Genomic DNA, 24,188 nt, shown 5'->3' on the forward strand with positions numbered 1-24,188 from the left:
TGGATGGGGCGAACGTTCCCCGCCCCCTCAACGCGCCGCGATCGGAGGGTTGCGAGGCGCCGTGAAATAGTGGTTCTTTCGAGGCGCCCGCGACTTGCTATCCGACGATCGAAGCCGAACGCTGCTTCGCGTTTTCTTCTCAGGATCGTCGTCTACCGCAAGCGGTAGAAGCCCTCGGCGTCGACCTGCACGCGGCCATCGGCGATCAGCTCATCGAGATGCTGGGCGATCGTGCGCCGCTCGGCGTCGTCGATCCAAAGCTCCTGGACGTGCGGCGGATAGAGCAGCCGGCGCGCCACCAGCTGCTCCAGTGTCTGCGTCGCGGCCGCGAGCCAATCCAGCAGGCGCCGCTCGCGCTCGTCGATCTTGCCGGCGAATGCCGCGAGATCGTGCAGGAAGCGCGCGCGGTCGGTATAGACGCCGCGATGGTGCGAGGTGACCCACACCCGCGCCGGGATCCCGGGCAGGCGCTGCAGCGTGCGGCGGAACTCGCCGAGGTCCGAGGTGGCGTCGCCATAATACGGGCCGAAGCCGCTGAGATCGATGTCGCCGATGAAGGCAACCCCTTCGGGCTCGACCAGCAGCACGCAATGACCCGCCGTATGGCCCGGCATGTGGATGGCTCTGACGCGCGTGCCGCCCAGCTCCCAGACCATGTCGTCGCGATAGGCAACCGCGTCGGGACGCGGCGCGTAGAAGAAGTCTCGCTGAAACTTGAGGAGCATCTCCGGCAGGCGCGCCTCGCTGCTGCCGTAGGAGGCGGCCAGCCCTGCCCAGCTTTGCGCCGCCGCGACGTCGCGCCGGTGCACGTGCACGGCCGCCTTCGGCAGGCGGTGCAGGCCCGCCATGTGATCCTCGTGCACGTGTCCCAGGATCACGAGCTCGGTCGCGTCGAACGCCGGCCCGATATGGTTGGCGACGATCGGCGTATCGAAGGCGACGCGGGTGTCGGCGCCCTCGACCATCACCTGGTTGCCGTCGGGATACTTGCCGTTCTTGTCGCCGAAGAAGACCGAGACGCGGCCGAACGCGGCACGCTGGGGAACAGGACTTTGAGCCAAGGAACGGTACCGGTTGAAACGAGGTGGCAGGGGCCTCGCCGCTTCTAGCCAACCCGGCGCACCGGCTCAATGGGAGTCAGGAGAACCGGACGGCCACCGACTCCAGCATGTCGGCAAGCAGGTCGGCCAGGCGCTCGTGGTCGTGCCGGCTGTCGATCTGGGCGGCTACGAACAGGCCGTCCGCGGTCGCCATGGTGATGCGGGCCAGCCTCTCGGGCAGGCCGACGGTGCGGCGCCCGGGCCGGCCGGGCAGCACCTGCCGCCAGAACTCGGCCATGTTGGCGATCACGCGCCGGCGGATCTGCTTGAACAGCCGGCGCGCCTGCAGCTCAGCCGGCTGGCGCTGCAGGGACAGCACCAGCCCGAGACGCCAGAATTCGGGGCTGGTGGCGATGCTGGCGATCGCCGAGCGGATGCGCCGGGCCAGCTCGTCGCGGCGCGAGACGGTGCCGCCCGGCGCCGACCATCGCGGCAGGCTGGCCGCCCACTGCGCGAAGCTGTGGCGGATCATCGCGGCGAACAGCGCGTCCTTGTCGGCGAAGTGCCAGTAGACGGAGCTTGCCGGCAAGCCCGAGCGCTCGACCACCTTCGAGATCGACGTGCCCTGATAGCCGAGCTCGTGCGCCAGCTCGAAGGTCGCCTCGAGGATCCGCCGCCGCGATTCGGCGCCGCGCCGCCTCGGCCGGCGCACCGCGGGGTCCGCCGCCGCGCGGGCGGCGCGCCAGCCGGCCGGTTTCCGTTGCCCGGTCGCCCCTTTCGTCACTTTGGTCTTGCCGATCTTCCTGTAGTGATCATACCATTATGTAACGATCACTACACAAATCAAGCGACGCGGAGGGACCGGCATGGGCGCACGCACGGGAGCGCAGTTTCTCGAGGGGCTGCGCAGGACCAGGCGGGAGATCTGGGTCGACGGCGAGCGGATCGAGGACGTCACCAGCCATCCCAAGCTCCGCGGCGGCGCCTCGAGCCTGGCGGCGATGTTCGACCGCCAGCACGCCCATGCCGCCGACTGCCTCTACAGCGATCCCGCGAGCGGCCAGCCGACCAACGTCAGCCACATGATGCCGCGCTCCGGAAGCGAGCTGCGCCAGCGTCACGCCGGCCTGGTGCGGCTGTCGGAAGGCTCCATGGGCATCATGGGCCGCACGCCCGACTACATGAACATGAAGTTCGCCGCCTTCGCCTCGGCGCCCCGCGTGTGGGCCGGCGCCGACGGACGCAATGCGCAGGGCGCCGAGAACCTGGTGCGGTTCCAGCGCCATCTGGCCGAGGCCGACATCTCGCTCACCCACACCATCATCCAGCCGACCACCGACAAGCGGACCGACAGCCGCATCCTCGGCAACAAGGTCACGATCCGGAAGGTCGGCGAGACGGCCGACGGCATCATCGTCCGCGGTGCGCGCGTGCTCGCCACCCTGGCACCGTACGCCGACGAGCAGACGGTGTATCCGGGACAGCCCATCCCGCCGGGCGCGACCGAATATGCGCTGGCTTTCGCCATTCCCCTCGACACGCCCGGCCTGAAGTTCCTGTGTCGCGATTCGGCGTCGTCGCCCGGGGCCGACCCGTTCGACAAGCCCCTGTCGTCGCGCTTCGACGAGCAGGATGCGTTCTGCATCTTCGACGACGTGCTGGTGCCGCGCGATCGGATCTTCATCGACGGCGATGTCGAGATCTACAACTCGATGCGGGAGACCGGCTACGCCATCAGCATGGTCACGCAGTCGACCATCCGCGCCCTCACCAAGCTCGAGTTCGCCTATGGGCTGGCCACGCGCATGGCCGAGCTGATCGGCGACCATTCGCCGACGACGACCGAGATGCTGGGCGAGCTGGCCTGCTACGTGCGCATGACTGCGAACGCCCTGGAGCTGTCGCTCGAGCAGGCCGCCGAGCGCGCCGACGGCATCTGGTTCCCCAACGGCGCGACGCTCGAGCCGATGCGAGCGATGCTCCCGGTGTGGATGCCGCGGGTGGCGGAGATCATCACCCTGATCGGCAGCCACAACCTGCTCACCACGCCCAGCCGCGCGCAGCTCGACGATGCCGGGCTGCGTCCGCTGATCGACGAGATGCTGGGCGGCGCCGACGGCGTGCCGGCCGACGAGCGGGCGGCCGTGTTCCGCCTGGCCTGGGATTTCGTCGGCTCGTCGCTCGCCGGCCGGGGCTTCCTGTACGAGCGCTTCTATCTGACCTCGGCGACGCGCAACAAGCAGATGATGCAGCGCTTCTTCGATCGCAGCCGCTCGCGCGCCCTGCTCGACGACATGCTGTCGAGGGCCGCGGCTGGCTCCGCATAGAGCGGGAGAGCGTCATGGCGAGGACGGACTCTCGTCTGTCGCCGCCGCACCATGCCCGGGTCTAGGCCGCTACCGGCGCGATGGCCTTCTCGACGAAGTTCCTGGCGTCGAAATCGTCGGCCACCTTCATGTCGTTGCCGATCAGCTTCTCGACGTCGATCTTGGCATATTCCATGACGCCCATGTCGCCCAGCGCCTTCTGCACCTTGGGCCCGAACAGGCCGATTTCCTTCAGGATCGGAACGATGCGGGTGAACAGGCGCGTGCGGAAGGCCTGCATGGCACCCGATTCGTAGGCGTACTTGACGAGCTCGTCGACGGGCAGCCCGGAGCGTTCCCAGACCTCCGCCTGGTTGAAGCGGTCGCGCATGTAATAGAGCGCCTCGACGGCGAACTCCTCGCGCTCGGCGCGCTCGTGGTCCGACAGCTGCGGATAGTATTCGCGCAGCGCCATGCGGCCGAACGTGACGTGGCGCGCCTCGTCCTGCATGACGTAGGCATTGATCGACGCGGCGAGGTTGTTCCTGGCGCTGTCGCGGATGCGCTGGAAGGCGGCCAGCGCCAGCCCTTCGATCATCACCTGCATGCCGAGATAGGTCATGTCCCAGCGCCGGTCGCCGAGCGTCTGCTCGAGCAGGTTCTGCAGCGATTTGGTGATCGGATAGGCGGCCTTGAACTTCTCGTGGATCAGCCGCTTGTAGGCCTCGACGTGGCGCGCCTCGTCCATCACCTGGGTGGCGGCGTAGAACTTGGCGTTCATGTCCGGGACGGTGCTGACGATCTTGGCGGTGGCGATCAGCGCGCCCTGCTCGCCGTGCATGAACTGGCAGATCGTGTGGCACTGCAGGTTGAAGCGCAGCCAGTTCTTCTCCTTTTCGGTGAGCTTCGCCCACACCGGCGAGCCGTAGATCGGGATGGTCTCGTCGGCCATGCCCATCGGGTTGCCCTCGAACAGCTCCTGCTTCCAATCGAGGCGGCTCGAGGCGTCCCACTGCTGCTGCTTGCCCTTCTCGTAGAGGTTCAAGAGGTCGGCCGAGCCGTCATCGTATTCCCAGTTGAACAGCACCTCGGTGGCGCCGTCGAAATGCCACTGCGTGATGTCGACCGGCAGCTGATAGAGCCTTTGCGTGGTCACGAATCCTCCTCCTCGGCGTCGCACGGCTGCATTTCAGCTCAAAAATTGACGCCTCTGTCACTTTTGTCACGAATTACCACAATATCTCTGTGGAGTCCCGGAACCCGACGCTGGTCAATTGGACGCAGGCGTCAATACGGCTCGTAGCTCTTCTCTTCGACGATCTCGGATGCCAGGAGCTCGTTGATCCGGCGCTTGATCGCCGCCCGCCGATCATTCTGGCGGTAGACCGAGCGGGCGAGCGCGACGAACTGGTCGTCGAATCGCCCGGCCGCTTCCAGGCGCCGCAGCGCGTCCTCGACATCCCACAGAGCCTGGTTGACCGCGCGCAACGCCGTCTTGTGAGCGGCGAGATCGAACGACTGGGCGAGCCGCGGCGCGGCGATCGTCGCGAGCAGCTCGAGCTCGTGCGCCGCGTTCGACCGCGAGCGCGCCTCCTTCAGGCGCTCGACCTTGATCTCCAGGATGGTGATCTTGTCGATCACCTCGCCCCACGAGATGGGGACCCTGGGCGTGGCGAGGTGCGGGCGCGCCGGGCTGACGAGGCGGCCGAGCTCGGCCGCCATCTCGCCGAACACCGAGCCCCAGACGCCGCGCGACCTTTGCCGGAACAGGCGAAGCGTCGGATACCAGGGGCTGTCGCGCCGCTCGAGCTGCCAGCGCCAGTCGGGCACCGCCTTTAGGGCCACCCAGGTCTCGATGCCGAGCGCGCCCGCCAGGTGCGCCATCGCGGTATCGGAGGTGACGACCAGATCGCACAGCGTCAGGACGGCGGCGCTGTCGAGGAAAGCGTCGGGGCCGGCGTCGAAATCCTCGCCCAGCGTCTCGATCCGCAGGCCGCTCGGCAGATCCGCGAGCTGGGTCGCGCCCTCGCCTTTCTGCACGCTGATCAGGCGCACGCCGGGCACCTGCGACAGCCCCTCCAGCTCGGACAGCGGGAAGGAGCGCCCGCGATCGATCGCGCTCCTGTTACCCTGCCAGCACACGCCAACGCGCAGGCCGTCACCGGCGAGCCGCTGGCGCCAGCGGTCGATCCGCTCCGGCGCGACGTGAAGATAAGGCACGCGTGCCGGGATCGTCGTCGTTTCCAAGGCCAGCGGCAAACTGAGCAATGGAAGGCGCACGTCGCAGGCCCGAGGCGGATCGTCGGGATCGACGATCTCGATGTCCGCCCCGAGGCTCTGCAACAGGCCCATCAGCGGCCGCTGCGGCGCGAACAGCACCCGACCCGCCTGCGCGCGCAGCAAGGGGAGGTAGCGGCAGAATTGGATCGTGTCGCCCAGCCCCTGCTCCCAGTGAACGAGGATCGATTTGCCCCCCAGCGGCATGCCGGGGCGCCACAGCGGCACGGCCCGGTCGCCGACCGACGGAAACTCCGGCTTGCGCCGGCGCGACTCGTACAGCGGCCAGCCGCGCGCGAGGTCGCCGCGCAACAGCAGGAGCTGCGCCTTGTTCCAGGCCGCCTCGCGATCGTCGCCGTCGAGGACATCGCCGCCGAGCGCGAGCGCGCGATCGTAGCTCGCCAGCGCCTCGTCGAACCGTTCCAGCTCCTGCAGCGTCACGCCGCGATTGCTCCAGGCCTCGGCGATGTCCGGCTCGAGCGCAACCGCCGAGTCGTGGCTGGCGAGCGAGTCGTCGAGCCGATCGAGATGCCGCAGGACGACGCCGCGATTGTCGTGCGCGGCGGCGAGGCTGGGCGCCAGCGCGATCGCGCGGTCGTAGCTCGCCAGCGCCTCGTCGAGGCGCTGCAGCTCGCGCAGGGCGGCGCCACGATTGCTGTGCGCCGCGGCGAAGCCGGGCCGGATCGACAGGGCGCGGTCGTAATCTGCGAGCGCCTCCTCGAAGCGCCGGAGCGCCGCCAAGGTCGCGCCGCGATTGCTCAGGAGCTCGGGGCGATCCGGACGCACCGCAATGGCCTGGTCGTGGCTCGCCAGGGCCTCGTCGAGGCGGCCGAGATCGCGCAGCAGGTTGCCGCGGTTGCTGAGCGACTCGGCGTCGCGCGGCGCGAGCGCCACCGCGCCGTCGTAGCTTTGCAATGCCTCGTGCGGGCGTTGCAGGGAGGCGAGCAGCATGCCGCGCAGGCGGAGCAGGTCGGCGCGGTTGCCCTTCAGCGCCAGGACGCGGTCCACGCCCGCCAATGCCTCTTGCGGGCGGCCGAGCGCCTGCAGTGCCGTTGCCCGGCGGGTCAGCGCGTCGGCGTGCCCGGGTGCGAGGACGAGCACGCGATCGTAGCCGGCCAGGGCATCGGCCGGCCGGCCGAGCTCGGCGAGCGCGTTGGCCCGTCCGAAGTGGGCATCGGCGTAGCGGGCATCGAGCGCGATCGCCGTGTCGAAGCAGGCGAGCGCCTCGGCCGCGCGCCCGAGCCGGCGCAGAGCGCTGCCAAGATTGAACTGGGCGGCGGCCTCGTTCGGCCGCGCACGGACCGCTGCGACCAGCAGCTCGGCGGCACGCTCCAGGCGCCCTGTCTGGGCCTGCAGGACGCCGAGCAGGTGCAGGGCATCGAACTGGTCGGGCGTCGCCTTCAGGACCGAGAGGTAAAGCCGCTCCGCTCCGGCGAAGTCGCCCTTGCGATGGAGCGCGAAGGCCTTCTGAAGGTCTGGCAGGGCGCTGTCGGACATGCGGATTTATCGTGACCGATGGGCTCGAAGATTGTGCGCCGATCCTCGTCGAAGCGCGCTGGCTTGCCGGCCGATCCCGGCCCTATGCTCCTAGCATCGTACCGCCTTTTGTGCAGCACACCGAGCACCGGAAATGAACCGCATGATCCGAGTCCTGTTCACCAATGGCCGCGTCCTGCTCGACGGCCTTGCCGACCTGCAACCGGGCTACGACGTTCTGGTCGAGGATGGCCGGATCACCGCGGTCTCGCATGGCGCGATCGCGGCGACTGATGCACGGGTCGTCGATCTCGGCGGACGAACGCTGATGCCGGGGCTGATCGATGCGCATGCGCACATCACCGGGCTGTCGCTCACCCCGAAGAACATCGCCTATCCGCAGGCCGAGATCGCCATCGCCTCGGCGCACTACCTGCGCAACTGCCTGATGGACGGCTACACGACCATCCGCGAAGCTGGCGGAGCGGACCACGCCACCGCCCACCTGCTGGCCGCAGGACACATCATCGGGCCGCGCCTCTATTACTCCGGCAAGGCGCTGACCCAGACCGGCGGCGGCGCCGACTTCCGCAAACCCGACGAGGAGATCGATCCGTGCGGCCATGTCGGGCCGTTCTCCAGCATGTCGACGATCGCCGATGGCGTCGACGCCGTGCGCCGGGCGGCGCGCGAGGAGCTACGCAAGGGCGCGACCCAGATCAAGCTGTTCGCCTCAGGCGGCGTGGTGTTCCCGGCCGAGGGCCATGCCACGCGCTACGAATACTCCAACGAGGAGCTGCGGGCGGTGGTCGAGGAGGCCGAGGCGCGCGGCACCTACGTGATGGCGCACGTCTACACCGACGAGGGCGTGCGGCGCTGCCTCGAGGCCGGCGTGCGCTCGATCGAGCACGCCAACTTCGTGAACGAGGAGACGGTCGCCATGATGGCCGCGCACGGCGCCTTCTACGTGCCGACCTTCATCTCCCTGGTGCAGAGAGTGGAGAGCGCGGCCGAGACCCGCCTGCCGGATGCCATCGTGCACAATCTCGAGAACACGATCACGCGCGGCAAGCAGGTCTATCGCTGGGCGCGCAAGCACGGCGTGCCGATCGGGCTGGGCACCGATTTGTGGGGACCCGAGGCGCAGAAATCCCAGCTGCGCGAGCTGGAGCTGCGCCTGGAGCTCGATTCACCCGCCGAGATCCTGCGCTCGGCGACGGTGATCAATGCCGACCTGCTGATGGAAAAGGGCCAGTTGGGCACCATCGCCGCGGGAAGCCACGCAGACCTGCTGGTGATCGAGGGCGATCCGCTGGCCGACCTCCGCCTGCTGCTCGATCCGCAGAAGAACCTGAAGCTCATCATGAAGGGCGGCGCGATCTGCAAGGACACGCTGGCCGCGTAATCTCTCCGTTGCGCGGCTCGGCTTGGACTATGCGCAGGATGACGCGCCGCCATTTCCTGAAAGGAGATGAACTGGCGCGCATATGAAGGCAGGCCGAACCTGAACAGGTAGTCGCGAAACGGCAATCCAAAGAGCGGGCGGCCTTCGACCATGCTGTAGACCGGGTCGCGGTGCTCCTTGCTGTAGCGGTAGTACGACGCTGCCTGGTCGATCGGATTGCGGTAGACCAACGCGATGCGGCCGCCGCGGCCGCGGCCGGCGGCGCGCTCCATCGCAGCGACGTGCACTGGCGTGTCGCGGCGCGGCGCGAGGTCGACCGGGGTGCAGCGATAGTTCATGCCCTCATGGAAATAGTCATAGCCGGGAACGTGGAACTGGCCCTGGGACCACCAGGCGAGGTTGCGCCCCAGCGCGGCGAACCCGGGACACACGGTGTGGCCGATGAACAGGTTATCCGCGGGAAGAGTGCCACGGACACGGAACAGCGGGCCGCCGCGGAAACGCTCGAAATCGAACGCTGGTCCCAAAACGGAGCCGACGACGCGTCCCGTCAGACGGTCTTCGATACGACCACCCCGATCGAGATGGCAGAGGAATGCGATCGAATAGCGAAGGAACCAAGTCCCGGAGCGGGGAATGGTGGACAGCACCGGCAGGTTCCTCATGAACACCTTGCGGCACCTCCAGCACATGCCGCGACGTCAGGACGGGACGAGTTCGACAAGCCGCCGTCCATCCTGCGCGAGGGCACAACCCGGCTCTCCAATCCGAGCGAGCACCGACACGAATCGTCCAGCTGAATCCGAATCATCGTTGACGTGATATCCATTCGCTCGGGGCTCGCGGGCCATGATCCCCTTCCCTGCGGCGAAAACAAAGTGGACGTGCCGCCTGTTTTGTTTCCGGATTTATCTATTGGCTGGTTGGAAATCAGCGGCAACAACACTTCGACGGACGAAGGTGGCGCGTCGGCACACCTTGGCGCATCGTCCGCGGTAGATAGTGGAAAAATCGCGTTCCTCCTCGCGCCCGATTGCAATCCCCGTTGACGACATCCCCCGGCGTCCAGTTGCAATACAATCGGGTCGGTGCGCCTTCAGGAGATTCCTGCTTTCTTGTGCTGCCATCGCGGCCGGCGGCATAGACTGCGACCATGGCTCGTTCCCCCCATGTGTTGATCGTCGAGGACGATCGTGAGATCCGCACGATGGTTGCACGCTTTCTCGAGAGGCGCGGCCTCAGGGTTTCGACCGCCGGCGACGCCAAGGGCATGGATCGGCTGATGCGGGCATCGAAGATCGACATGATCGTCCTCGACCTGATGCTTCCCGATGAAGACGGACTGAGCATTTGCCGGCGGGTGCGGGCGGTCTCCTCGCTGCCCATCATCATGCTGACGGCGAGCGGCGATCCCGTAGCCCGAGTGGTTGGCCTGGAGATGGGGGCGGATGACTACGTGCCGAAGCCGTTCGAGCCGAACGAGCTTCTCGCCCGGATCAGGGCCGTGCTGCGCCGCTCCAATACGTCGAGCCAAACGGCCGGACAGCCGACGTCGATGCGGTTCGGCGGCTGGCACATCAATGCGGTGACCCGGAACTTGCACAATCCGGAAGGCAGTCGCGTCGTTCTGACGAGCGCCGAATTCGACCTCCTGCTCGCTTTCTGCAGGCACTCGCAACGCACCTTGACCAGGGATCAACTGCTCGACCTATCGCAAGGACGCAGCGGCACGCCGCTCGATCGCAGCGTCGACATCCTGGTCAGCCGCATTCGCCGTAAGATCGAAAGCAGTCCGCGCGACCCCGAGCTCATAAAGACCGTGCGAAGCGGCGGCTATATCTTCACCCCGGACGTAACCGCGGATTAGGCGCGCAATGCAGCTGGCCAAAGCCGGATTGGGAACACGCATCCGGACGCAGATAACGATCCTGGTTTTCCTTACCGGCGTCACATCCTCCGGATTGGTTGCGCTGTTGTTTCTGATACTGCAATCGGGCACCGGCACCGATCTCAGGGTGCAGATGACCGCCAATCGCGTGGCACCGCTGCTTCGAACGCTGGATGCCCTGGCGCCGGCATCGAGAGCGTTGGTGGTGGAAAACCTGAGAGACCAGGTGATTCAAATAGACTTCGGTCGTCTGGTGCCGACCTCGGAAGGCACCCACGGCCGCGCGCTGCCCAAGATTTCCGAAGCTCTGACCGCGGCGTTGGGCGGGCGCATTCGGATTGCGGTCGCGGTCGAAGACTCTTCCGGGCGATTGAGACTTGGGGCGCAAATGGGGGATGGTCAGGAGTTCGTCGTACGCCTGGCCCAGCCGGCACCCCCACCCTTGGTTTTCCCGATGCTTCCTCCGCTGCTGATATTCGTCGCCTTGAGCATCGCACTCTCGTTGTGGGCTGGTCTTCGCATCGTCGCGCCCCTCACGAGGTTTGCTGCCGCGGTGGAGAGATTCGGCCTGGATGGCGCAGACGCGCCGCTTCCCGAGGAAGGGCCTGCCGAGATCCGCAGAGCAACCGGCGCCTTCAACAGGATGAGAGAGCGCATACTAAGGCTGGTCGGCGATCGAACCCGGATGATGATGGCAATCAGTCACGACCTGCGGACGCCGCTCACGAGACTGCGTCTGCGGACGGAGGACATCGATGACGCCGAGCTCCGCAGCCGCATGCGGCGCGACATGGACGTGATGGAGAACTCCATCGCTGATGCCGTTACAAGCCTTCGCCAGAGCAGCGTGCCCGAGAATTTCGAGCGGACTGATCTCGCATCGCTGGTCGGCACCATCTGCGATGAGTTCACGGATGCCGGGTTCAGTGTGGAGTTCGCGGCTGCAGAACGGGTTGCCGGCTGGGTCCGTCCTCTGGCGGTTTCGCGCGCGGTATCGAACCTCGTTCAGAACGCCACGAAGTATGGCACGAGGATCAGCGTCCACGTCAGTAAGCCCGCCTCGAACATGGCGCGAATCGAGGTCGTCGACGACGGGCCGGGCATCCCGGCGCACGAGAGACAAGCTGTGATCCGGCCGTTCTACAGGATGGACCCCGCCCGGATGGATGGCGGTGGATTCGGTCTCGGACTGGCAATCGCGGACGATGTTGCGAGAAGCCACGACGGCCAGCTTACTCTGCTCAGCAATCAGCCGAACGGCCTTTGTGCCCGCCTCGACTTGAGCATTTCTGCGCGCCCTCTCGCTTAGGTCGTTTTTGTAACGAAGTGTTTCCCGATTGGGCTGCGAAACCAAACGCTACAAACGGCCGCCAGGCTGCCACTGGAACGGCGGCTCCTCATGTCGGCATTGTTGTGGTGCCGAAAATGCAATGTCTTGTTTCTTGGCGTTTGGTAGTGACGCAACGCCGGGAGAATGGCCCGCGCCAGACCGATATGCAGGCAGTCACTATGACCAAGGACATCTACTATGACTTCTCAGCCGATAGGCCGACCGTTGGTGGCATCTTTGACATATGTGGATCATCCCGAGATCACGGAAACCTTCGTCGACTTCATCGAGAAGATTTGGGCAGACGGGCCGGTTGTTCGGATCGAGTTTGTCGTAAAGCGGCTTGACCCGCCGGTCCCCGGTGGTCCGCAGACCGCCCAGAAGCATACGGCTTGCCGGCTGGTTCTGCCAATCTCCGCCCTGCCGACGCTCACCGGGCAGCTCAACGGCTTTCTGCAAGGGTTGGCGCAGCAGGCCGTCATGTCGCCGTCGACGATGCCACCGACTCAAAAGCCCAACTAACCAAGAGGGCGCGAGCGCGCTACATAGCCCATCGTCGGGCCCCCGGCGATCGAATTCAGGGCAGTCCGTCATCTCCCCTTCTGAGCTTCCAGTCGCTGGCGAACGACCAATTGGACCTATGCAGTCCACCGACCCTGCCCGCGACCGCAACGCGCGCCGCGCCAGCAGGCGCACCACCAGGCAGCCTTGAAGCCGCGACCCGACACCGTGGTGTAGGCGCGGCCGCGCAGCAGCCGCCATTGCACGATGATCAGGCTGCCGGTCAGCGCGAGCAGGACCAGCGCCAGCACCATGGCGGCGCCGAAATTGGCGACACGGCCAGTATCGAAGTCTGAAGCCCTTATTTCCCGCTGCAGGCGCTCACACCGGCACGGTCGCCGGATCGTAGTCAAACAGGCCGCGATCGAGCGCCGTGCGTCGTTTGCGCGATGGATCCTGCAAGGTGATGCCCTCCTCGCGCGTCCACAGCTGCACGTTTGTGCCGCGGGTGCGGCGCGCCGCCTCGTAGCGCGCCAGCGCCTCGTCGACCGTCCGCGCGGCAGCGAAAGCGCGCCCCAGCACAAGCGCGTCCTCGAGCGCCATGCAGGCGCCCTGGCCGAGGAACGGCAGCATGGGATGCGCGGCGTCCCCCAGCATGGCGACCCGGCCCTGCGTCCAGGTCGCAAGCGGCTCGCGATCGCGCAGACCCCACTTGAAAAGCTCGCCCGGCGGTACGTTGCGGATCAATTCCAGGAGCTCGGGCGCATAGTCTGAATAGTGGTGCAGGAACTCATCGTTGGTCGCCGGGATTGCCCAACCCTCCTCCTCCCACGACAGCGCCTGCCCGCAGCCGATCAGGTTCATGATCCGGCCTCCGCGCAGCGGATAGTGCAGCAGGTAGCGCCGCGGTCCCTGATACATCGCCGACCCGCGCTCGCGGACGACCGGCGGACACAACTCATCGGGAACGAGGGCACGGAAGGCGACCTGACCGGTGAATTTCGGGGTCTCCCCGGGAAACAGGAAGGTGCGGACGGCCGAGCTGTTGCCGTCGGCGCCGATCACCGCGTCGGCGCGCCGGCTCGCGCCATTGGAGAAGCAAACCGTAACCCCCGCCATGTCCTGGTCGACCGACACGAAGGTGTGCTCCGCATGCACCGCACCCGCATCGTTGGCCTGGACCGCCTGCAGCAGCAGGCCATGCAGGTCGCCGCGATGGACCTGGAGCACGCCCATCCCTTGGCGTGCGGAAATGGCCTCGTTGCGGTCGGTCCGGATGATCTCGCCGGTGTTGTAGATGCAGGTGTGAATGAGCGGCGCCGACGCGGAGAGCCGCTCCAAGGCCTCGTCGACCCCGAGATCGCGCAGGGCGCGGCGGGCGTTGGGCGCGATGACCACGCCAGCACCGAACTCGCGGATCTCCGCGCCGCGCTCGTAGACCGACACCCTGAAGCCGCGTTGCTGCAGCGCCAGGGCCGCTGCCAGGCCGCCGATGCCGGCTCCAATGACGATGATGTGCTGGGCGCTCGCTGTCATTCTCGTATCACTCGATTGTTCAGGGCAGGTCGAGGAAATCATACGCCGTTGCGCCGTGCTTTGCCCGCAGCGCAGCCGTTCCATCGCGGGCGCAGGATCGGCGGATCCAGGGGCGCAGCCCGCGGTCCGCACAGGTCATGAACCCTCCACTCCGCATGACGGGGCACGCTGAGGGCAAATCATTGCGTGGCTGTTCGACCCTGCCGCACCTGCGGCCGTGGGGCGATCTCGGGATGACGGCCTTGCTGGCGAAAAACGCACCTTGTCATCCCGAAGCGCAGCGAGGGATCTTTCATCTCCAAGGGCACACGCTGCACACGAGGATCGAGCCATGAGCTGGAAGGAAGAAGTCGAAGAGCTGCGCCGTCGCCGGGAGATGGCGCTGGCCCTGGGCGGCCCCGAGGGCATCGCCCGCCAGCGCCAGCGCGGCAAGCTGACGGTGCGCGAGCGCATCGAGGCGCTGGCTGATCCCGGCTCGTTCCGGGAGTTCCGAGGGCTGGTCGGCAGCGCCACTTACGACGGCAACCGCCTTGCCGCCTTCACGCCCAAGGGCTCGGTCGAAGGCATGGTGCGCGTCGACGGGCGCAAGGTCGTGGTCAATGCCGGCGATTTCACGGTGCGTGGCGGCTCGGCCTCTTCCGAGTTTCGGGGTGCGATCGGCCAGGAGCCGACCGCGGTCGAGCGCGCCATCGCCTGGCGGCTGCCCTATGTGCGGCTGCTGGATGCGGCGGGGGGCAGCGTGCGCGGCTTCGAGACCATCGGGCGCACCTATCTGCCCGACGGCAACAGCTGGGGTCAGCACGACGTGCGCCTGCTGCAGACCGTGCCGGCGGTCTCGGCGGTGCTGGGCTCGGTGGCGGGATTGCCGGCCGTCGAGGCACCGCTGTCGCACTTCTCGATCATGGTGCAGGGCATCAGCCAGATCTTCCCGGGCGGTCCGCCGGTGGTGAAGGCGGCGCTGGGCTACGACATCACCAAGGAGGAGCTGGGCGGCGACCAGATCCACGTGCGGGTGAGCGGCTGCGTCGACAATCTCGCCGACAGCGAGGCCGATGCCTTCGCCCAGATCCGGCGCTGGCTGTCCTACATGCCGAGAAGCGTGCACGAGATGGCGCCGCGCAGCGAGGCAGCCGATCCGCCGGCGCGCGCCGAGGAGGCGCTGCTGTCGCTGGTGCCGCGCGACCGGCGCAAGCCCTACGCCGTGCGCAAGCTGATCGACCTCGTCGTCGACAAGGGTTCGTTCTTCGAGATCGCACCGTTCTATGGCCGCGCGCGCGTGACCGGGCTGGCACGCCTCGATGGTTTCCCCGTCGGCATCATGGCCAACGATCCGATGCGCGGCGGCGGTGCGACCGACGTCGCCGGCGGCTCCAAGGTGATGCGGCTGATGCAGCTCTGCGACACCTTCCATCTGCCGCTGATCTCGTTCGCCGACGAGCCCGGCTTCCTGGTCGGCCTCGACTCGGAGAAGCAGGGCATCGAGCGCGCCGGCGCCCGCCTGATGACGATGGTGAACCTGAGCCGCATGCCGTGGTGCACCATCGTCGTCGGCCGGCTGTTCGGCGTCGCCGGCCAGTGCCAGCACCGGCCGCACGGCATGTTCCGCCGCTACTGCTGGCCGTCGGCAAGCTGGGGATCGATGCACATCGCCGGCGGCGCCGCAGCCGCCTACCGCCGCGAGATCGATACCGCCCCCGACCCCGCGGCCAAGCTGCGCGAGATCGAGGCCCGCCTGCAAGCCCTCGCCTCGCCCTTCCGCACCGCCGAGGCAACCGGCCAGGACATCATCGACCCGCGCGAGACGCGTGCGCTCCTGTGCGACTTCGTCGAGGATGCCCAGCCGATCCTGCGCGAGCAGCTCGGCCCGCCGGCGATGCCGTATCTGCCGTAGCGAGGCGCGCTTCCAGCGATGAGTTTCATGCTCTTCCTGGACCGCCGCCCCTACGCTGTCGCGGCGAGCTGGCTCGCCTCGATCAGCGCGCCCTGCGCACGCAGCGTGCGACGCACGCCCTCGACGTCGACGCTTCCGCGGTCCGCGACGCTCGCCGCCGCGATGCCGGCGGCCTGGCCGGTGGCGAACGCCGTGCCCATCACCCGCAGGCTGGCGCCGGCCATGCGGTCCGCGTCGGCAACGCGACCCGCGGCGAAAAGATTGGCGGTGTCCTGGCTCATCAGGCAGCGCAAAGGGATCTCGTAGGCCGCCTTGCCCGGCGGATAGACGAAGCTGCTCTCGAACGTCTTGCGATCGTGCCATTCAACGCCCCAGGCGCCGAGGCCGATGCTGTCGGCCATTAGCCGCCCTTCGACCACATCCTGCCACGTGAGTTGATAGACGGCCTCGATGTGGCGGGTTTCGCGCGTGCCGAACTCAGGTCCCGTCGCGGCGAGATATGCCTTCTCGCATCCGGGCAGGCCACGAATGACCTCGAGATAGGCCCAAGCCTGCTCGCGCCCGCGCCTCTCGGCCATGCTGTGGCTTCGCGCGTCGCGTGGATCATAGTCCTCCGAGGCCAGGTAACAGACGACGTCGCCGGAAATCGGCAATCGGGTCATCACGCTGCGCTCCTTGCTGAACGGGCCGCGTCCGGCGGCGCGGGCCGCCCGTATGGCTGCGCTCACCTGATCAGCCGATACGACGGCGTCGCGCGGAATGCCGCCGAAACGCGTGGCGAGAGTCCCGAGGTTGACGGCGCCGTCGTTGCCGTAGCGGGTCGCCGCGCCAACAAGCGCCGCGAGATCGCCCTCGCCGCTCGCATCGACGAACGCGCCGGCACGGATCCGGTGCTCGCCGCCATGGTCGCGCCAGGCGACACCGGAGATCCGCTCCTCCAACCGCGTCGCATCGCTCACGAACGCATGCAGAAGCACGTCGACGCCGGCCTCGGCGCACAACCGGTCGAGCACGCGCTTCACCGCCTCCGGATCGAACACGACAAAGACGCCGCGATGACGTTGCGGCCCGGTGACCGCGCCCAGCCTGCGCAACCCCTGCAGCACTTCTTCGGCGACGCCGGCCACCGCCTGGCGCGGCGCGTCAGCCAACGTGTAGAGGCCGCAATAGGTCAGGACATTGCGCAGCGTCGAGGCACCGCCCAGGCATCCGGCCTTTTCCAGCAGCACCGTGCGCGCGCCAACGCGCGCCGCGGCCACCGCGGCGGCAACGCCAGCGCTGCCGCCGCCGACCACGGCAACGTCATACGACTCGGAACTCATGGCACAGCCTATCAAGGACCGGTCGTTCTTGGCCATGGAGCGCCGCCCGGACGAGGCCTTTGCAGGTGGTTGCGCAGGCGAAAAGCCATTCTCGAGGGCTTCGGGGGGAAGAAAGGGCCCGAGCGCAGCGAGGGACCTTTTCTGTCGGGCACGCGCCGTAGCTTGTCGCTGGCAATAAACTCACAAACCTGGAGTGGCGCGCTGCCGGCGATGAGTTTCCTTCGCGGCCGTCAGCGGCCGCCGGCAAGGCGCTTGGCGTTCTCGAGCTGACGCTGCGACTTGGGAAGCGACTCCTGCGCGTAGCGCCGTAACGGCCCGCTCTTGCCGTTCTGCGAGTAGGCACCGAGCTGCGCTTCGGAATCGGTCTGCACCGACAGCTGCGCGTTGGCATAGGCCGTATCAAAAGCCGGGCCTTGCAGGGCGTTGAGCTGCTGCAGCAGGTTGGCGGTCTTGGAGCCCATGGCGCCGTCGGGTGCGTACGAGACGCCGGCTTCCTGCCGCGACTTGACGAGCCTTTGCCCGGCGTCCGTCGCCTCGGCAATCGACCGGGTCGCGTAGCCTCGGGTATTTTCGTTGGCGGAGCGGGCGAGCGCCAGCTGGCCGGACGCAATGTCAAACTCGTTCACCGCTTGGCAGAAGCCCACGAAGCGCGCATCCGGCAGGGCGTCGACCGCAAGGGCCGCCGACACATGGGCCAAGGTTGCGGCCGGAACGGCCAACAGGACGGTTCGACGGTTCAAAAGAAGCATGATCATCCCCCATCAGGCCCACAGGCGGTAGCCGAAGCCGCGGCTGGCTGCTGACTCAACGTCGAGACTGATCAGACGTTCCCGAGATTGTATCCAAGAACAGTAACGCTGCCCAGCCGATCGTCGTCGGGGCGGCCGGGCTGGGTGCGGACGCTCGCCGGTGCGTTGACCGCGTCGATTCCGCTGCGGCTGTTCCCGAGGTTGCCAATCCCTCGGCGGGTGGGCATTTTCCGGCCAAATCGAGACCGCACCCAACCACCCTGAAGGCAAGCGCAATGAAACCGACCAACGTGCTCATCGACCGGCATCCCGGCCGCTCCTCCCAGACCCTCGGGGTGGCGCGCGCGCTGGGCACGGACCCGGACCTGATCCACGAGCCGTCGGTCGGCGTCGTCGGCACCAAGGGCGACAGCCAGTGCTATCTCGGCGTCATGGCCAAGGTCGATGCGATCCATGCCGAGCTCCGCAACCGCATCGGCAAGGGCTCGAACCAGCTCCAGATGCGGCTGGTGCAGCCCGAATACACAATCGCCATCTCCGACGGCATCCGCAACGGCACGCGCGAGATGCGCTATTCGCTGATCGGCCGCGAGATCACCAACGACTCGCTGTGCGAGCATCTCAACGGCAGCGGACTGGCGGGCACGATCGCCGTCGTCGCCTGCGACAAGCCGCCGGTCGGCACCTTGGCCGCGCTGCTGGAGCACAATCGGCCCGCGATCATCATGTCGGACGGCCCGATCCATCCGGGTCAGGACCCCAGGACCGGCGAGGCGATCGACCTGGTCAGCGCCTACCAGGTTGCCGGCCACCCCGACGCCGAGTACCGCCATCACATCGCCTGCCACGCCTGCCCCGGCATCGGCAGCTGCGGCGGCATGTTCACCTACAACACCATGCAGACCTTCATCGGCGTGGTCGGCATGGAGCCCCTGCACATGGTGGCGCCGCCGTCCGACGATCCGCGCCGCGTCAACGAGTTCGCCAGCGAGCTGGTCGGCCTGCTCGCCAACCTGATCGACAAGGACCTGAAGCCGCGCGACATCGTGGTGCGCGATTCGATCCGCAACGCGGTGATCGTCGCCATGGCGATCGGCGGCTCGACCAACGTGACCCTGCACGCGCCGGAGATCGCGCGCGCCGCGGGCTACGGCGATTTCTGGAAGGAGATCATGACGCCGGAGGAGTTCAACTACCTCTCGCAGCATGTCGTCCCCGTGCTGACCGACGCCCGGCCCTACGGCAAGTACTCGATGGTCGACATCGACAATATCGGCGGCGTGCCGGTGATCGTGCGCGAGCTGCTCGATGCCGGGCTGCTGAACGGCGACGTGCTGACCTGCACCGGCGAGACGCTCGCGGCCCAGGTCCAGCGGCTGGGCGCCAGGCCGGCCGACGGCAAGGTGGTCTATCCGGTCGAGAAACCCTACAAGCCGACCGGCGGCCTGCGCGTGCTGGGCGGCAACCTGTCCCCCGACTTCTCGGCGATCCTGAAGCTCGCCGGCGTCGAGGGCGGCCTTGAGAACAACGTGTTCCGGGGCAAGGCGCGCCTGTTCGAGGGCGAGCAGAGCCTGCTGCAGGCGCTCGACAAGACGCCCGAGCGTTTCCAGAACCACGACATGATCATCGTGCGCTACGAAGGCCCGAGCGGCGCGCCGGGCATGCCCGAGATGCTCGACCCGACCTCGCGCATCACCGCGCTGTGCCGGGAGCGCGGCATCGTCGTCGGGCTGATGACGGATGCACGCTTCTCGGGCGGCTCGGTCGGCCTGGTGATCGGCCATGTCGGGCCCGAGGCCGCGCTCGGCGGGCCGATCGCTCTGATCGAGGAGGGCGACGAGATCGTGGCCGACCTCAACACCGACGAGCTCACCTGCACGGCGCTCAAAGATCCGGCGGTCGCCGCCGGGCGCAAGGCGGCATGGGACAAGGCGGTGGCCGACAATGGCGGCATCCATCCCAATTGTGGTGCCGCCGACACCCGCCTGCTCCATCGCGCGCGCGCCACGGCGGTCCCGGCGACCCGCGGCGGCGGCCTGCATCCCAACCGCGAGGTCTGGGTGCGCAACCCGCGCAAGGCCGAGCGCTCGGGCTTCAAGCTGCGCAACAGGCACCGGCCGGACAAGAACAAGGTGTTCTGAGACTCATGGCCGGGAGCGCCCGTTCCCGCGGTTGCTCCGCCTGAAGTGGCGCGTCCCGGCAATGATCACTGATCCGCTTGCGCCGCTTCAGCAGCGTTTTCGGACGCGCTCGCGCGTCCGACGAAAGCGCGGCGCCAGCGAGGGTTGCAAGGCGGCATCGGCGCATCCGATGATCCACTCTAGTATCGCGGGCTACCGCGCTTTCCAGGAAGGCTGGCGCAACAATCGCATGGTGCCCGAGCACCTGCGGCGCGACCTGCCGGTCGACCCGGCGCCGGCGCTCCAGGTGCGCGACCTGCGGGTCAAGGCCGCCTTCGCAATGGCGCCGGGCATCATCAAGGCCTTCGGCATGAACGAGACCGGTCTCCGCCGCATGGCGATCCCCGCCTACATCACCGTCGGCGCCGCCGACACCCAGACGCCGCCGGGACCGAATGCCGCCTTCGCCGCCCGGCACATCCCGCGCCCTTGATCTGCGTCAACCCAGAGCGGGACGACGGCCGCTACAAGAGCTGGCATGTGCAACTGGCAACCGATTCAGAGTGCGCCGTGGGGTCGCGATCTGCAGCTGAGCGTGATCGAGGGAGAGGTGCATGCCCTCGCCTTCCGCTGCCGGCGGTCGCGGTCAGGCTGGATCAGTGACACCGGCAAGCGGGTCGACATCGATCCCTCTCATTGGCGGGACTGGGCCGACAAAGACCAGCCGGCCGGCTGCTGATCGTCGGGGCGAGGACAAACGATGAAGACTCCAGCCAGCCTGGCGACTTTCCTGCTGACGGCCGCCATGGTCGCGCCGCTTCACGCACAGGACGCCGGCGACCCACGCCACGGCCTCTCCCTGGCGCGCCAAGTGTGCTTCGAGTGCCATGCGATCCAGCCGCAACAGCTCCTGTCGCCCAACCCGCGCGCGCCGACCTTTCCGCAGCTCGCCGCGACACCGGGCATGACGACGGCCGCGCTGACCGTCGCCCTGACGACACCGCATGCCGGCATGCCGATGTTCCGGCTGTCATCCGAGCAGCGCGAGGACATCATCGCCTACATCCTCTCCCTGCGCAGCAGCAACTCGACGCCCGGCAAGTGAGCCGGACGCCTGTGGACGCGCCCGGCCTGCGGGCGCGTCCGGCTTCGATGGATCGTCTTACCGCGAGGCGGCCTGCAGATGGGCCACCGCCTTGTCGATCACCGCCGCCGCATCGGCCAGATTGGTCATGTCGAAGCTGTAGCCGCCCACCTCGATGCGGCCCTGGCGGCCGTTGTAGAGCGCCTTCAGGAGATCCTTGCTGGCGCCGTCGACCTCCAGCATGCCGTGCTCGTCGGCCACCGCCGTCCCCTTGAAGACCTCGCCGTCGATGCGGATCGACATCTCGGCGCGCTGGCCCTGCTTCAGGCGCCAGTCGGGATGGGTCAACAGCAGGCCCAGCTTGCCTTCCGGGTAGGTCAGGATGGCGAACTTCGAGCCGTTGGCGAATTCGTCGACGATCATCGCGCCGTCGCCGACCAGGGTGACGCTCCAGCTGCCGCTCCGGGCGACGACGCGGGACTTGGTCGAGGCTGGTGCCGGGGCCGGCTGAACGTTCTGGCCGGTCGAGGCGCGGCATTCGCCGAAGTAGCAGACCTGACCCGGCGCCGCCGAAGCGGGGGCCGCCAGCGAACCGGCCAGCGCGCCGGCAAGACCCAGGGCCAGAAAGGCGGAAACCGCCATGCGAGAGCGCTTGAACATGGACTTCTCCATCAGGGACGGCGGCCGCACCGCGCGGCGCCGCATATCCCCCTGACGGCCCAGTGCCGGGATTTTGACAGGCTGGTCGAAGATTTGCTCGAAGCTGGGCGCCCTGCCATCCCGCTCCTCCACGGCCGCTCGTGGTGCCGGGCCGGAATGCGTCGCCTTATGCCCCGGCCGCGCGTCGCGCCCGCGCCGGGCCTGGCGCGACGAGGGTCACCGTCCCGCCCTCGTCCCGGCATGATCCTGCGCTACGGCAGATCGCAACGGCAAAGGAGAGCTGGCGATGACGAGCGTGCAACCTGCGAAGACCATCTCCTTCACCAAGGTCGACCTGCCGTACGGCTGGCTCGGCAACATGGCGTCCTATCCGGTGGCTCACGAAGACCTGACATATCGCACCACCGAGGCCCTGTTCCAGGCACTGCGCTTCGAGGATCCGGCGATCCGCGAGCAGATTCGTGCCGAGAAGTCGCCCATGGCGGCCAAGATGCGGGCCAAGCGGCATGCCGCGGCGCGAGTCGTCGCCCCGCTCGGTCCACAGGACATCGACAACATGCGCCTGGTGCTGGCGCTCAAGCTCCGCTTCCATCCGCCGCTGCGGCGGCAGCTGCTCGAGACCGGCGACGCGTTGATCGTGGAAGACTGCAGCAAGCGTCCGCGCGGCTCCGGCCTGTTCTGGGGTGCCGCCCGGATCGACGGCGCCTGGAAAGGCGAGAACACGCTCGGCCGGTTGTGGATGGCGCTCAGGTCGGAGATGCTCACCCGGTGAGGCGGCACGCTGCCACGGCCCATATCGATCATGGGTTACCCAGAAGACCCATGCGTTCGAGAGTGTCGATGAAGCGACCGAGCGCGACGCGCGCCGCGTCGCCTGCGCCTTCGGCATGTCCAAGCCGCCGCAACGCCGGCTCGAACTCTCGCCACGCCGCCTGCAGCCCGCGCTCGATCTTGCTCGCCGCGACGACCTGCCGTGCGCCCAGCAGGCGGACCGACATCCGCCGCAGGCGCGCCAGCGCCGTTGCGCGTCCCTTGTCGCGCGCCTGCCAGCGTTGCGGCGTGCGCAGGATCTCGTCGGCATAGGCGCCAAGCGAATCGACGTCGATCACGCGCAAGAGGCCGTCCTGCGCATCGTAGCAGAAATTGGCGTCCCGGAAGTCCCACCACACTGTTCCCGCCTGCCACAGCGGAACGACGATGTCGCCGAACAGCTGCGCGAGCAGCCCGCGCACCAGCGCGCCATCGACGGGACTGTGCGTCCACGTGACCCGCAGACAATCCTCCAGGCTGGCGCCGCGCACCCACTCCTGCACGACGTACCCGCGCGAAGGGCCGCAGCCGTCCGGCTGCAGGCCGGCCGAGATCGAGCGCTGCACGCGCGGGTTGGGCAGCCCCGGCAGCCGGCCGAGCTCGCGGTTATGGAACCGGCAAGCCCGGCGTGCCGCCCGGGCCGCATCCGGCGTCAGCTTGAACAGCTTGAGACCGACCTCGTCGATACGCGCGCGATCGGCTGCCGGCCTGAAGCGATGGCTGACCTGCGGTGCCACGCGGATCACGGTAGCGGCGTAGCGCCCCGGCGGCGAGGCATGACCCCAGACGGCCTCGCGATCCGCCGCATCGAGCTCGAGAAGGTCGGCGGCCCGGGCCGCAAGCTTGGCCCGCTCCTGCCCGTCCATGGGGTCTTGCTTGGCGTTCGACCAGGCGAACGCCTCGTAGTCAGCCCAGTCGACCGCCATGTCTCCTCCGAGGACGACAGAGAATCCGAGGGCTCACACCGTGCGGAAGCCGCCGTCGGCCATGATGATGCAGCCGGTGACATAAGAGGACATGTCGGAGGCGAGGAAGACGGCGGGCCCGGCGATGTCCTCGGGCTTGCCGGCGCGATTGAGCGGCGTATGGCGCATGACGTTGGCGACCATGTCGGGATTCTTGGCCCGCGCCTCGGCATTGATCCTGGTCTCGATCAATCCCGGCCCGATGGCGTTGACGCGCACGCCGTCCTTGCCCAGTTCGGCGGCCAGCGCCCGCGTAAAGCCCAGCACGCCATGCTTGGAGGTCGTGTAGGCAGCCGAGTTCGGCCAGCTCACATGCACGAAGGACTGGATCGAGCCGATATTGACGATCCGCCCCCTGGTCGCACGCAGCTGGTCGAGGAAAGCGTGGGTGACGTTGAACACGCCGTCGAGATTGATCGACAGGATGTCCTGCCAGTCCTTGGCCACTGCGGCGGCATCGCCGGTGATCGGATTGCGCCGGTTGATGCCGGCATTGTTGACCAGGATGGAGATGTTGCCGTCCCTGGCGATGGTCGCGGCGACATCGCGGCATGCCTGGCGGTCGGTCACGTCGAGGCGCACGGCCGATGCCTTGCCGCCGGCCTCCTTGATCAGTCCCACTGTCTCGTCCGCGCCACCGAGGTTGACGTCGAGCACGACGACGCGCGCCCCTTCCCTCGCGTAGGCTTGGCAGATGCCTTGCCCGATGCCCGATCCGCCGCCGGTCACCGCGGCGATGTGTCCTTCAAGAAGTCCGGCCATTGTCTCCTCCTGTACGGACCGGACGATAGGCCAGGTGCCGCCAACTCTGTAGTCTTCCGCGGAGAA

At 67.7% G+C, this 24,188-nt stretch carries 23 protein-coding genes; 12 read left to right on the top strand and 11 right to left on the bottom strand.

All coding sequences use genetic code 11. The features are described from left to right. Window positions 1–152 precede the first annotated feature (152 nt). Window positions 153–1,061 (bottom strand): MBL fold metallo-hydrolase, encoded by a 909-nt coding sequence (locus ACILR9_RS32820; protein ID WP_395714200.1) that lies wholly within the window; start codon window positions 1,059–1,061, stop codon window positions 153–155. A gap of 76 nt (window positions 1,062–1,137) precedes the next feature. Continuing rightward, a complete protein-coding gene (locus ACILR9_RS32825) occupies window positions 1,138–1,824 on the bottom strand; it encodes a TetR/AcrR family transcriptional regulator (protein ID WP_395714201.1) in 687 nt (228 codons plus the stop codon). Window positions 1,825–1,906: 82 nt separating this feature from the next. On the opposite strand from ACILR9_RS32825, the gene ACILR9_RS32830 reads away from it, so the two are divergent. After that, complete coding sequence (locus ACILR9_RS32830) at window positions 1,907–3,367, top strand: 4-hydroxyphenylacetate 3-hydroxylase family protein (RefSeq protein WP_395714202.1); 1,461 nt, start codon at window positions 1,907–1,909, stop codon at window positions 3,365–3,367. 61 nt (window positions 3,368–3,428) lie between these two features. Here the strand turns inward: ACILR9_RS32830 and ACILR9_RS32835 are convergent, their stop codons facing one another. Beyond that, a complete protein-coding gene (locus tag ACILR9_RS32835; protein WP_395714203.1) occupies window positions 3,429–4,502 on the bottom strand; it encodes a ferritin-like domain-containing protein in 1,074 nt (357 codons plus the stop codon). 131 nt (window positions 4,503–4,633) lie between these two features. Continuing rightward, window positions 4,634–7,120 carry a DUF6165 family protein gene (locus ACILR9_RS32840; RefSeq protein WP_395714204.1) on the bottom strand — a complete coding sequence of 829 codons (2,487 nt, stop codon included), beginning with the start codon at window positions 7,118–7,120 and terminating at the stop codon, window positions 4,634–4,636. A 142-nt stretch (window positions 7,121–7,262) separates the two neighbouring features. On the opposite strand from ACILR9_RS32840, the gene ACILR9_RS32845 reads away from it, so the two are divergent. The 5 genes from ACILR9_RS32845 to ACILR9_RS32865 all read left to right on the top strand — a co-directional run bounded on the left by ACILR9_RS32845 (window position 7,263) and on the right by ACILR9_RS32865 (window position 12,244). Then, entirely contained in the window at window positions 7,263–8,504 is a 1,242-nt protein-coding gene (locus tag ACILR9_RS32845; RefSeq protein ID WP_395714205.1) for an amidohydrolase family protein, read from the top strand. Window positions 8,505–8,938: 434 nt separating this feature from the next. Continuing rightward, window positions 8,939–9,304 (top strand): hypothetical protein, encoded by a 366-nt coding sequence (locus ACILR9_RS32850; RefSeq protein WP_395714206.1) that lies wholly within the window; start codon window positions 8,939–8,941, stop codon window positions 9,302–9,304. A 353-nt stretch (window positions 9,305–9,657) separates the two neighbouring features. Then, the gene (locus ACILR9_RS32855) at window positions 9,658–10,371 is read left to right on the top strand and encodes a response regulator (RefSeq protein ID WP_395714207.1); all 714 of its coding nucleotides are present in this window, start codon (window positions 9,658–9,660) and stop codon (window positions 10,369–10,371) included. A gap of 7 nt (window positions 10,372–10,378) precedes the next feature. After that, on the top strand, window positions 10,379–11,701 hold the full coding sequence (locus tag ACILR9_RS32860) for an ATP-binding protein (RefSeq protein WP_395714208.1): 1,323 nt from the start codon (window positions 10,379–10,381) through the stop codon (window positions 11,699–11,701). A 267-nt stretch (window positions 11,702–11,968) separates the two neighbouring features. Beyond that, a complete protein-coding gene (locus ACILR9_RS32865; RefSeq protein ID WP_395714209.1) occupies window positions 11,969–12,244 on the top strand; it encodes a hypothetical protein in 276 nt (91 codons plus the stop codon). Window positions 12,245–12,360: 116 nt separating this feature from the next. On the opposite strand, the gene ACILR9_RS32870 is transcribed toward ACILR9_RS32865, so the two are convergent. Both ACILR9_RS32870 and ACILR9_RS32875 read right to left on the bottom strand, forming a co-directional pair. Then, window positions 12,361–12,537 carry a hypothetical protein gene (locus ACILR9_RS32870; protein ID WP_395714210.1) on the bottom strand — a complete coding sequence of 59 codons (177 nt, stop codon included), beginning with the start codon at window positions 12,535–12,537 and terminating at the stop codon, window positions 12,361–12,363. A gap of 67 nt (window positions 12,538–12,604) precedes the next feature. Beyond that, window positions 12,605–13,759: an FAD-dependent monooxygenase gene (locus ACILR9_RS32875; protein ID WP_395714211.1), complete on the bottom strand. Its 1,155-nt coding sequence runs from the start codon at window positions 13,757–13,759 to the stop codon at window positions 12,605–12,607. 331 nt (window positions 13,760–14,090) lie between these two features. Between ACILR9_RS32875 and ACILR9_RS32880 the strand changes: the two genes are divergently transcribed. Beyond that, on the top strand, window positions 14,091–15,650 hold the full coding sequence (locus ACILR9_RS32880) for an acyl-CoA carboxylase subunit beta (protein WP_395714212.1): 1,560 nt from the start codon (window positions 14,091–14,093) through the stop codon (window positions 15,648–15,650). Window positions 15,651–15,700: 50 nt separating this feature from the next. Here ACILR9_RS32880 and ACILR9_RS32885 read toward each other — a convergent pair whose 3' ends face one another. Both ACILR9_RS32885 and ACILR9_RS32890 read right to left on the bottom strand, forming a co-directional pair. Further along, entirely contained in the window at window positions 15,701–17,008 is a 1,308-nt protein-coding gene (locus tag ACILR9_RS32885; RefSeq protein ID WP_395714213.1) for an FAD-dependent oxidoreductase, read from the bottom strand. 194 nt (window positions 17,009–17,202) lie between these two features. After that, window positions 17,203–17,691 (bottom strand): DUF4142 domain-containing protein, encoded by a 489-nt coding sequence (locus ACILR9_RS32890; RefSeq protein WP_395714214.1) that lies wholly within the window; start codon window positions 17,689–17,691, stop codon window positions 17,203–17,205. A gap of 305 nt (window positions 17,692–17,996) precedes the next feature. On the opposite strand from ACILR9_RS32890, the gene ACILR9_RS32895 reads away from it, so the two are divergent. The 4 genes from ACILR9_RS32895 to ACILR9_RS32910 all read left to right on the top strand — a co-directional run bounded on the left by ACILR9_RS32895 (window position 17,997) and on the right by ACILR9_RS32910 (window position 20,946). After that, the gene (locus ACILR9_RS32895) at window positions 17,997–19,862 is read left to right on the top strand and encodes a dihydroxy-acid dehydratase (protein WP_395714215.1); all 1,866 of its coding nucleotides are present in this window, start codon (window positions 17,997–17,999) and stop codon (window positions 19,860–19,862) included. 169 nt (window positions 19,863–20,031) lie between these two features. Then, window positions 20,032–20,334, top strand: coding sequence for a hypothetical protein (locus tag ACILR9_RS32900; protein ID WP_395714216.1), 303 nt, complete (start codon window positions 20,032–20,034; stop codon window positions 20,332–20,334). 45 nt (window positions 20,335–20,379) lie between these two features. Next, on the top strand, window positions 20,380–20,580 hold the full coding sequence (locus ACILR9_RS32905; protein ID WP_395714217.1) for a hypothetical protein: 201 nt from the start codon (window positions 20,380–20,382) through the stop codon (window positions 20,578–20,580). A 21-nt stretch (window positions 20,581–20,601) separates the two neighbouring features. After that, window positions 20,602–20,946 carry a c-type cytochrome gene (locus ACILR9_RS32910; protein ID WP_395714218.1) on the top strand — a complete coding sequence of 115 codons (345 nt, stop codon included), beginning with the start codon at window positions 20,602–20,604 and terminating at the stop codon, window positions 20,944–20,946. A 57-nt stretch (window positions 20,947–21,003) separates the two neighbouring features. Here ACILR9_RS32910 and ACILR9_RS32915 read toward each other — a convergent pair whose 3' ends face one another. After that, window positions 21,004–21,585, bottom strand: coding sequence for a hypothetical protein (locus ACILR9_RS32915; RefSeq protein ID WP_395714219.1), 582 nt, complete (start codon window positions 21,583–21,585; stop codon window positions 21,004–21,006). 286 nt (window positions 21,586–21,871) lie between these two features. On the opposite strand from ACILR9_RS32915, the gene ACILR9_RS32920 reads away from it, so the two are divergent. Next, complete coding sequence (locus tag ACILR9_RS32920) at window positions 21,872–22,357, top strand: NADAR family protein (protein WP_395714220.1); 486 nt, start codon at window positions 21,872–21,874, stop codon at window positions 22,355–22,357. Between the two features lie 28 nt (window positions 22,358–22,385). On the opposite strand, the gene ACILR9_RS32925 is transcribed toward ACILR9_RS32920, so the two are convergent. Next, a complete protein-coding gene (locus ACILR9_RS32925) occupies window positions 22,386–23,321 on the bottom strand; it encodes a hypothetical protein (protein ID WP_395714221.1) in 936 nt (311 codons plus the stop codon). Window positions 23,322–23,354: 33 nt separating this feature from the next. Next, window positions 23,355–24,122, bottom strand: coding sequence for an SDR family NAD(P)-dependent oxidoreductase (locus tag ACILR9_RS32930; protein ID WP_395714222.1), 768 nt, complete (start codon window positions 24,120–24,122; stop codon window positions 23,355–23,357). Window positions 24,123–24,188 lie beyond the last annotated feature (66 nt).

The sequence above is a fragment of the Reyranella sp. genome (assembly GCF_044224635.1).
Lineage (GTDB): Bacteria > Pseudomonadota > Alphaproteobacteria > Reyranellales > Reyranellaceae > Reyranella.

Coding starts and splice junctions, on each gene's coding strand:
- ACILR9_RS32830 (WP_395714202.1), top strand. CDS start 1,907: ATGGGCGCACGCACGGGAGCGCAGTTTCTCGAGGGGCTGCGCAGGACC.
- ACILR9_RS32840 (WP_395714204.1), bottom strand. CDS start 7,120: ATGTCCGACAGCGCCCTGCCAGACCTTCAGAAGGCCTTCGCGCTCCAT.
- ACILR9_RS32845 (WP_395714205.1), top strand. CDS start 7,263: ATGATCCGAGTCCTGTTCACCAATGGCCGCGTCCTGCTCGACGGCCTT.
- ACILR9_RS32855 (WP_395714207.1), top strand. CDS start 9,658: ATGGCTCGTTCCCCCCATGTGTTGATCGTCGAGGACGATCGTGAGATC.
- ACILR9_RS32860 (WP_395714208.1), top strand. CDS start 10,379: ATGCAGCTGGCCAAAGCCGGATTGGGAACACGCATCCGGACGCAGATA.
- ACILR9_RS32870 (WP_395714210.1), bottom strand. CDS start 12,537: ATGGTGCTGGCGCTGGTCCTGCTCGCGCTGACCGGCAGCCTGATCATC.
- ACILR9_RS32875 (WP_395714211.1), bottom strand. CDS start 13,759: ATGACAGCGAGCGCCCAGCACATCATCGTCATTGGAGCCGGCATCGGC.
- ACILR9_RS32880 (WP_395714212.1), top strand. CDS start 14,091: ATGAGCTGGAAGGAAGAAGTCGAAGAGCTGCGCCGTCGCCGGGAGATG.
- ACILR9_RS32885 (WP_395714213.1), bottom strand. CDS start 17,008: ATGGCCAAGAACGACCGGTCCTTGATAGGCTGTGCCATGAGTTCCGAG.
- ACILR9_RS32895 (WP_395714215.1), top strand. CDS start 17,997: ATGAAACCGACCAACGTGCTCATCGACCGGCATCCCGGCCGCTCCTCC.
- ACILR9_RS32900 (WP_395714216.1), top strand. CDS start 20,032: ATGATCCACTCTAGTATCGCGGGCTACCGCGCTTTCCAGGAAGGCTGG.
- ACILR9_RS32905 (WP_395714217.1), top strand. CDS start 20,380: ATGTGCAACTGGCAACCGATTCAGAGTGCGCCGTGGGGTCGCGATCTG.
- ACILR9_RS32910 (WP_395714218.1), top strand. CDS start 20,602: ATGAAGACTCCAGCCAGCCTGGCGACTTTCCTGCTGACGGCCGCCATG.
- ACILR9_RS32915 (WP_395714219.1), bottom strand. CDS start 21,585: ATGTTCAAGCGCTCTCGCATGGCGGTTTCCGCCTTTCTGGCCCTGGGT.
- ACILR9_RS32920 (WP_395714220.1), top strand. CDS start 21,872: ATGACGAGCGTGCAACCTGCGAAGACCATCTCCTTCACCAAGGTCGAC.
- ACILR9_RS32925 (WP_395714221.1), bottom strand. CDS start 23,321: ATGGCGGTCGACTGGGCTGACTACGAGGCGTTCGCCTGGTCGAACGCC.
- ACILR9_RS32930 (WP_395714222.1), bottom strand. CDS start 24,122: ATGGCCGGACTTCTTGAAGGACACATCGCCGCGGTGACCGGCGGCGGA.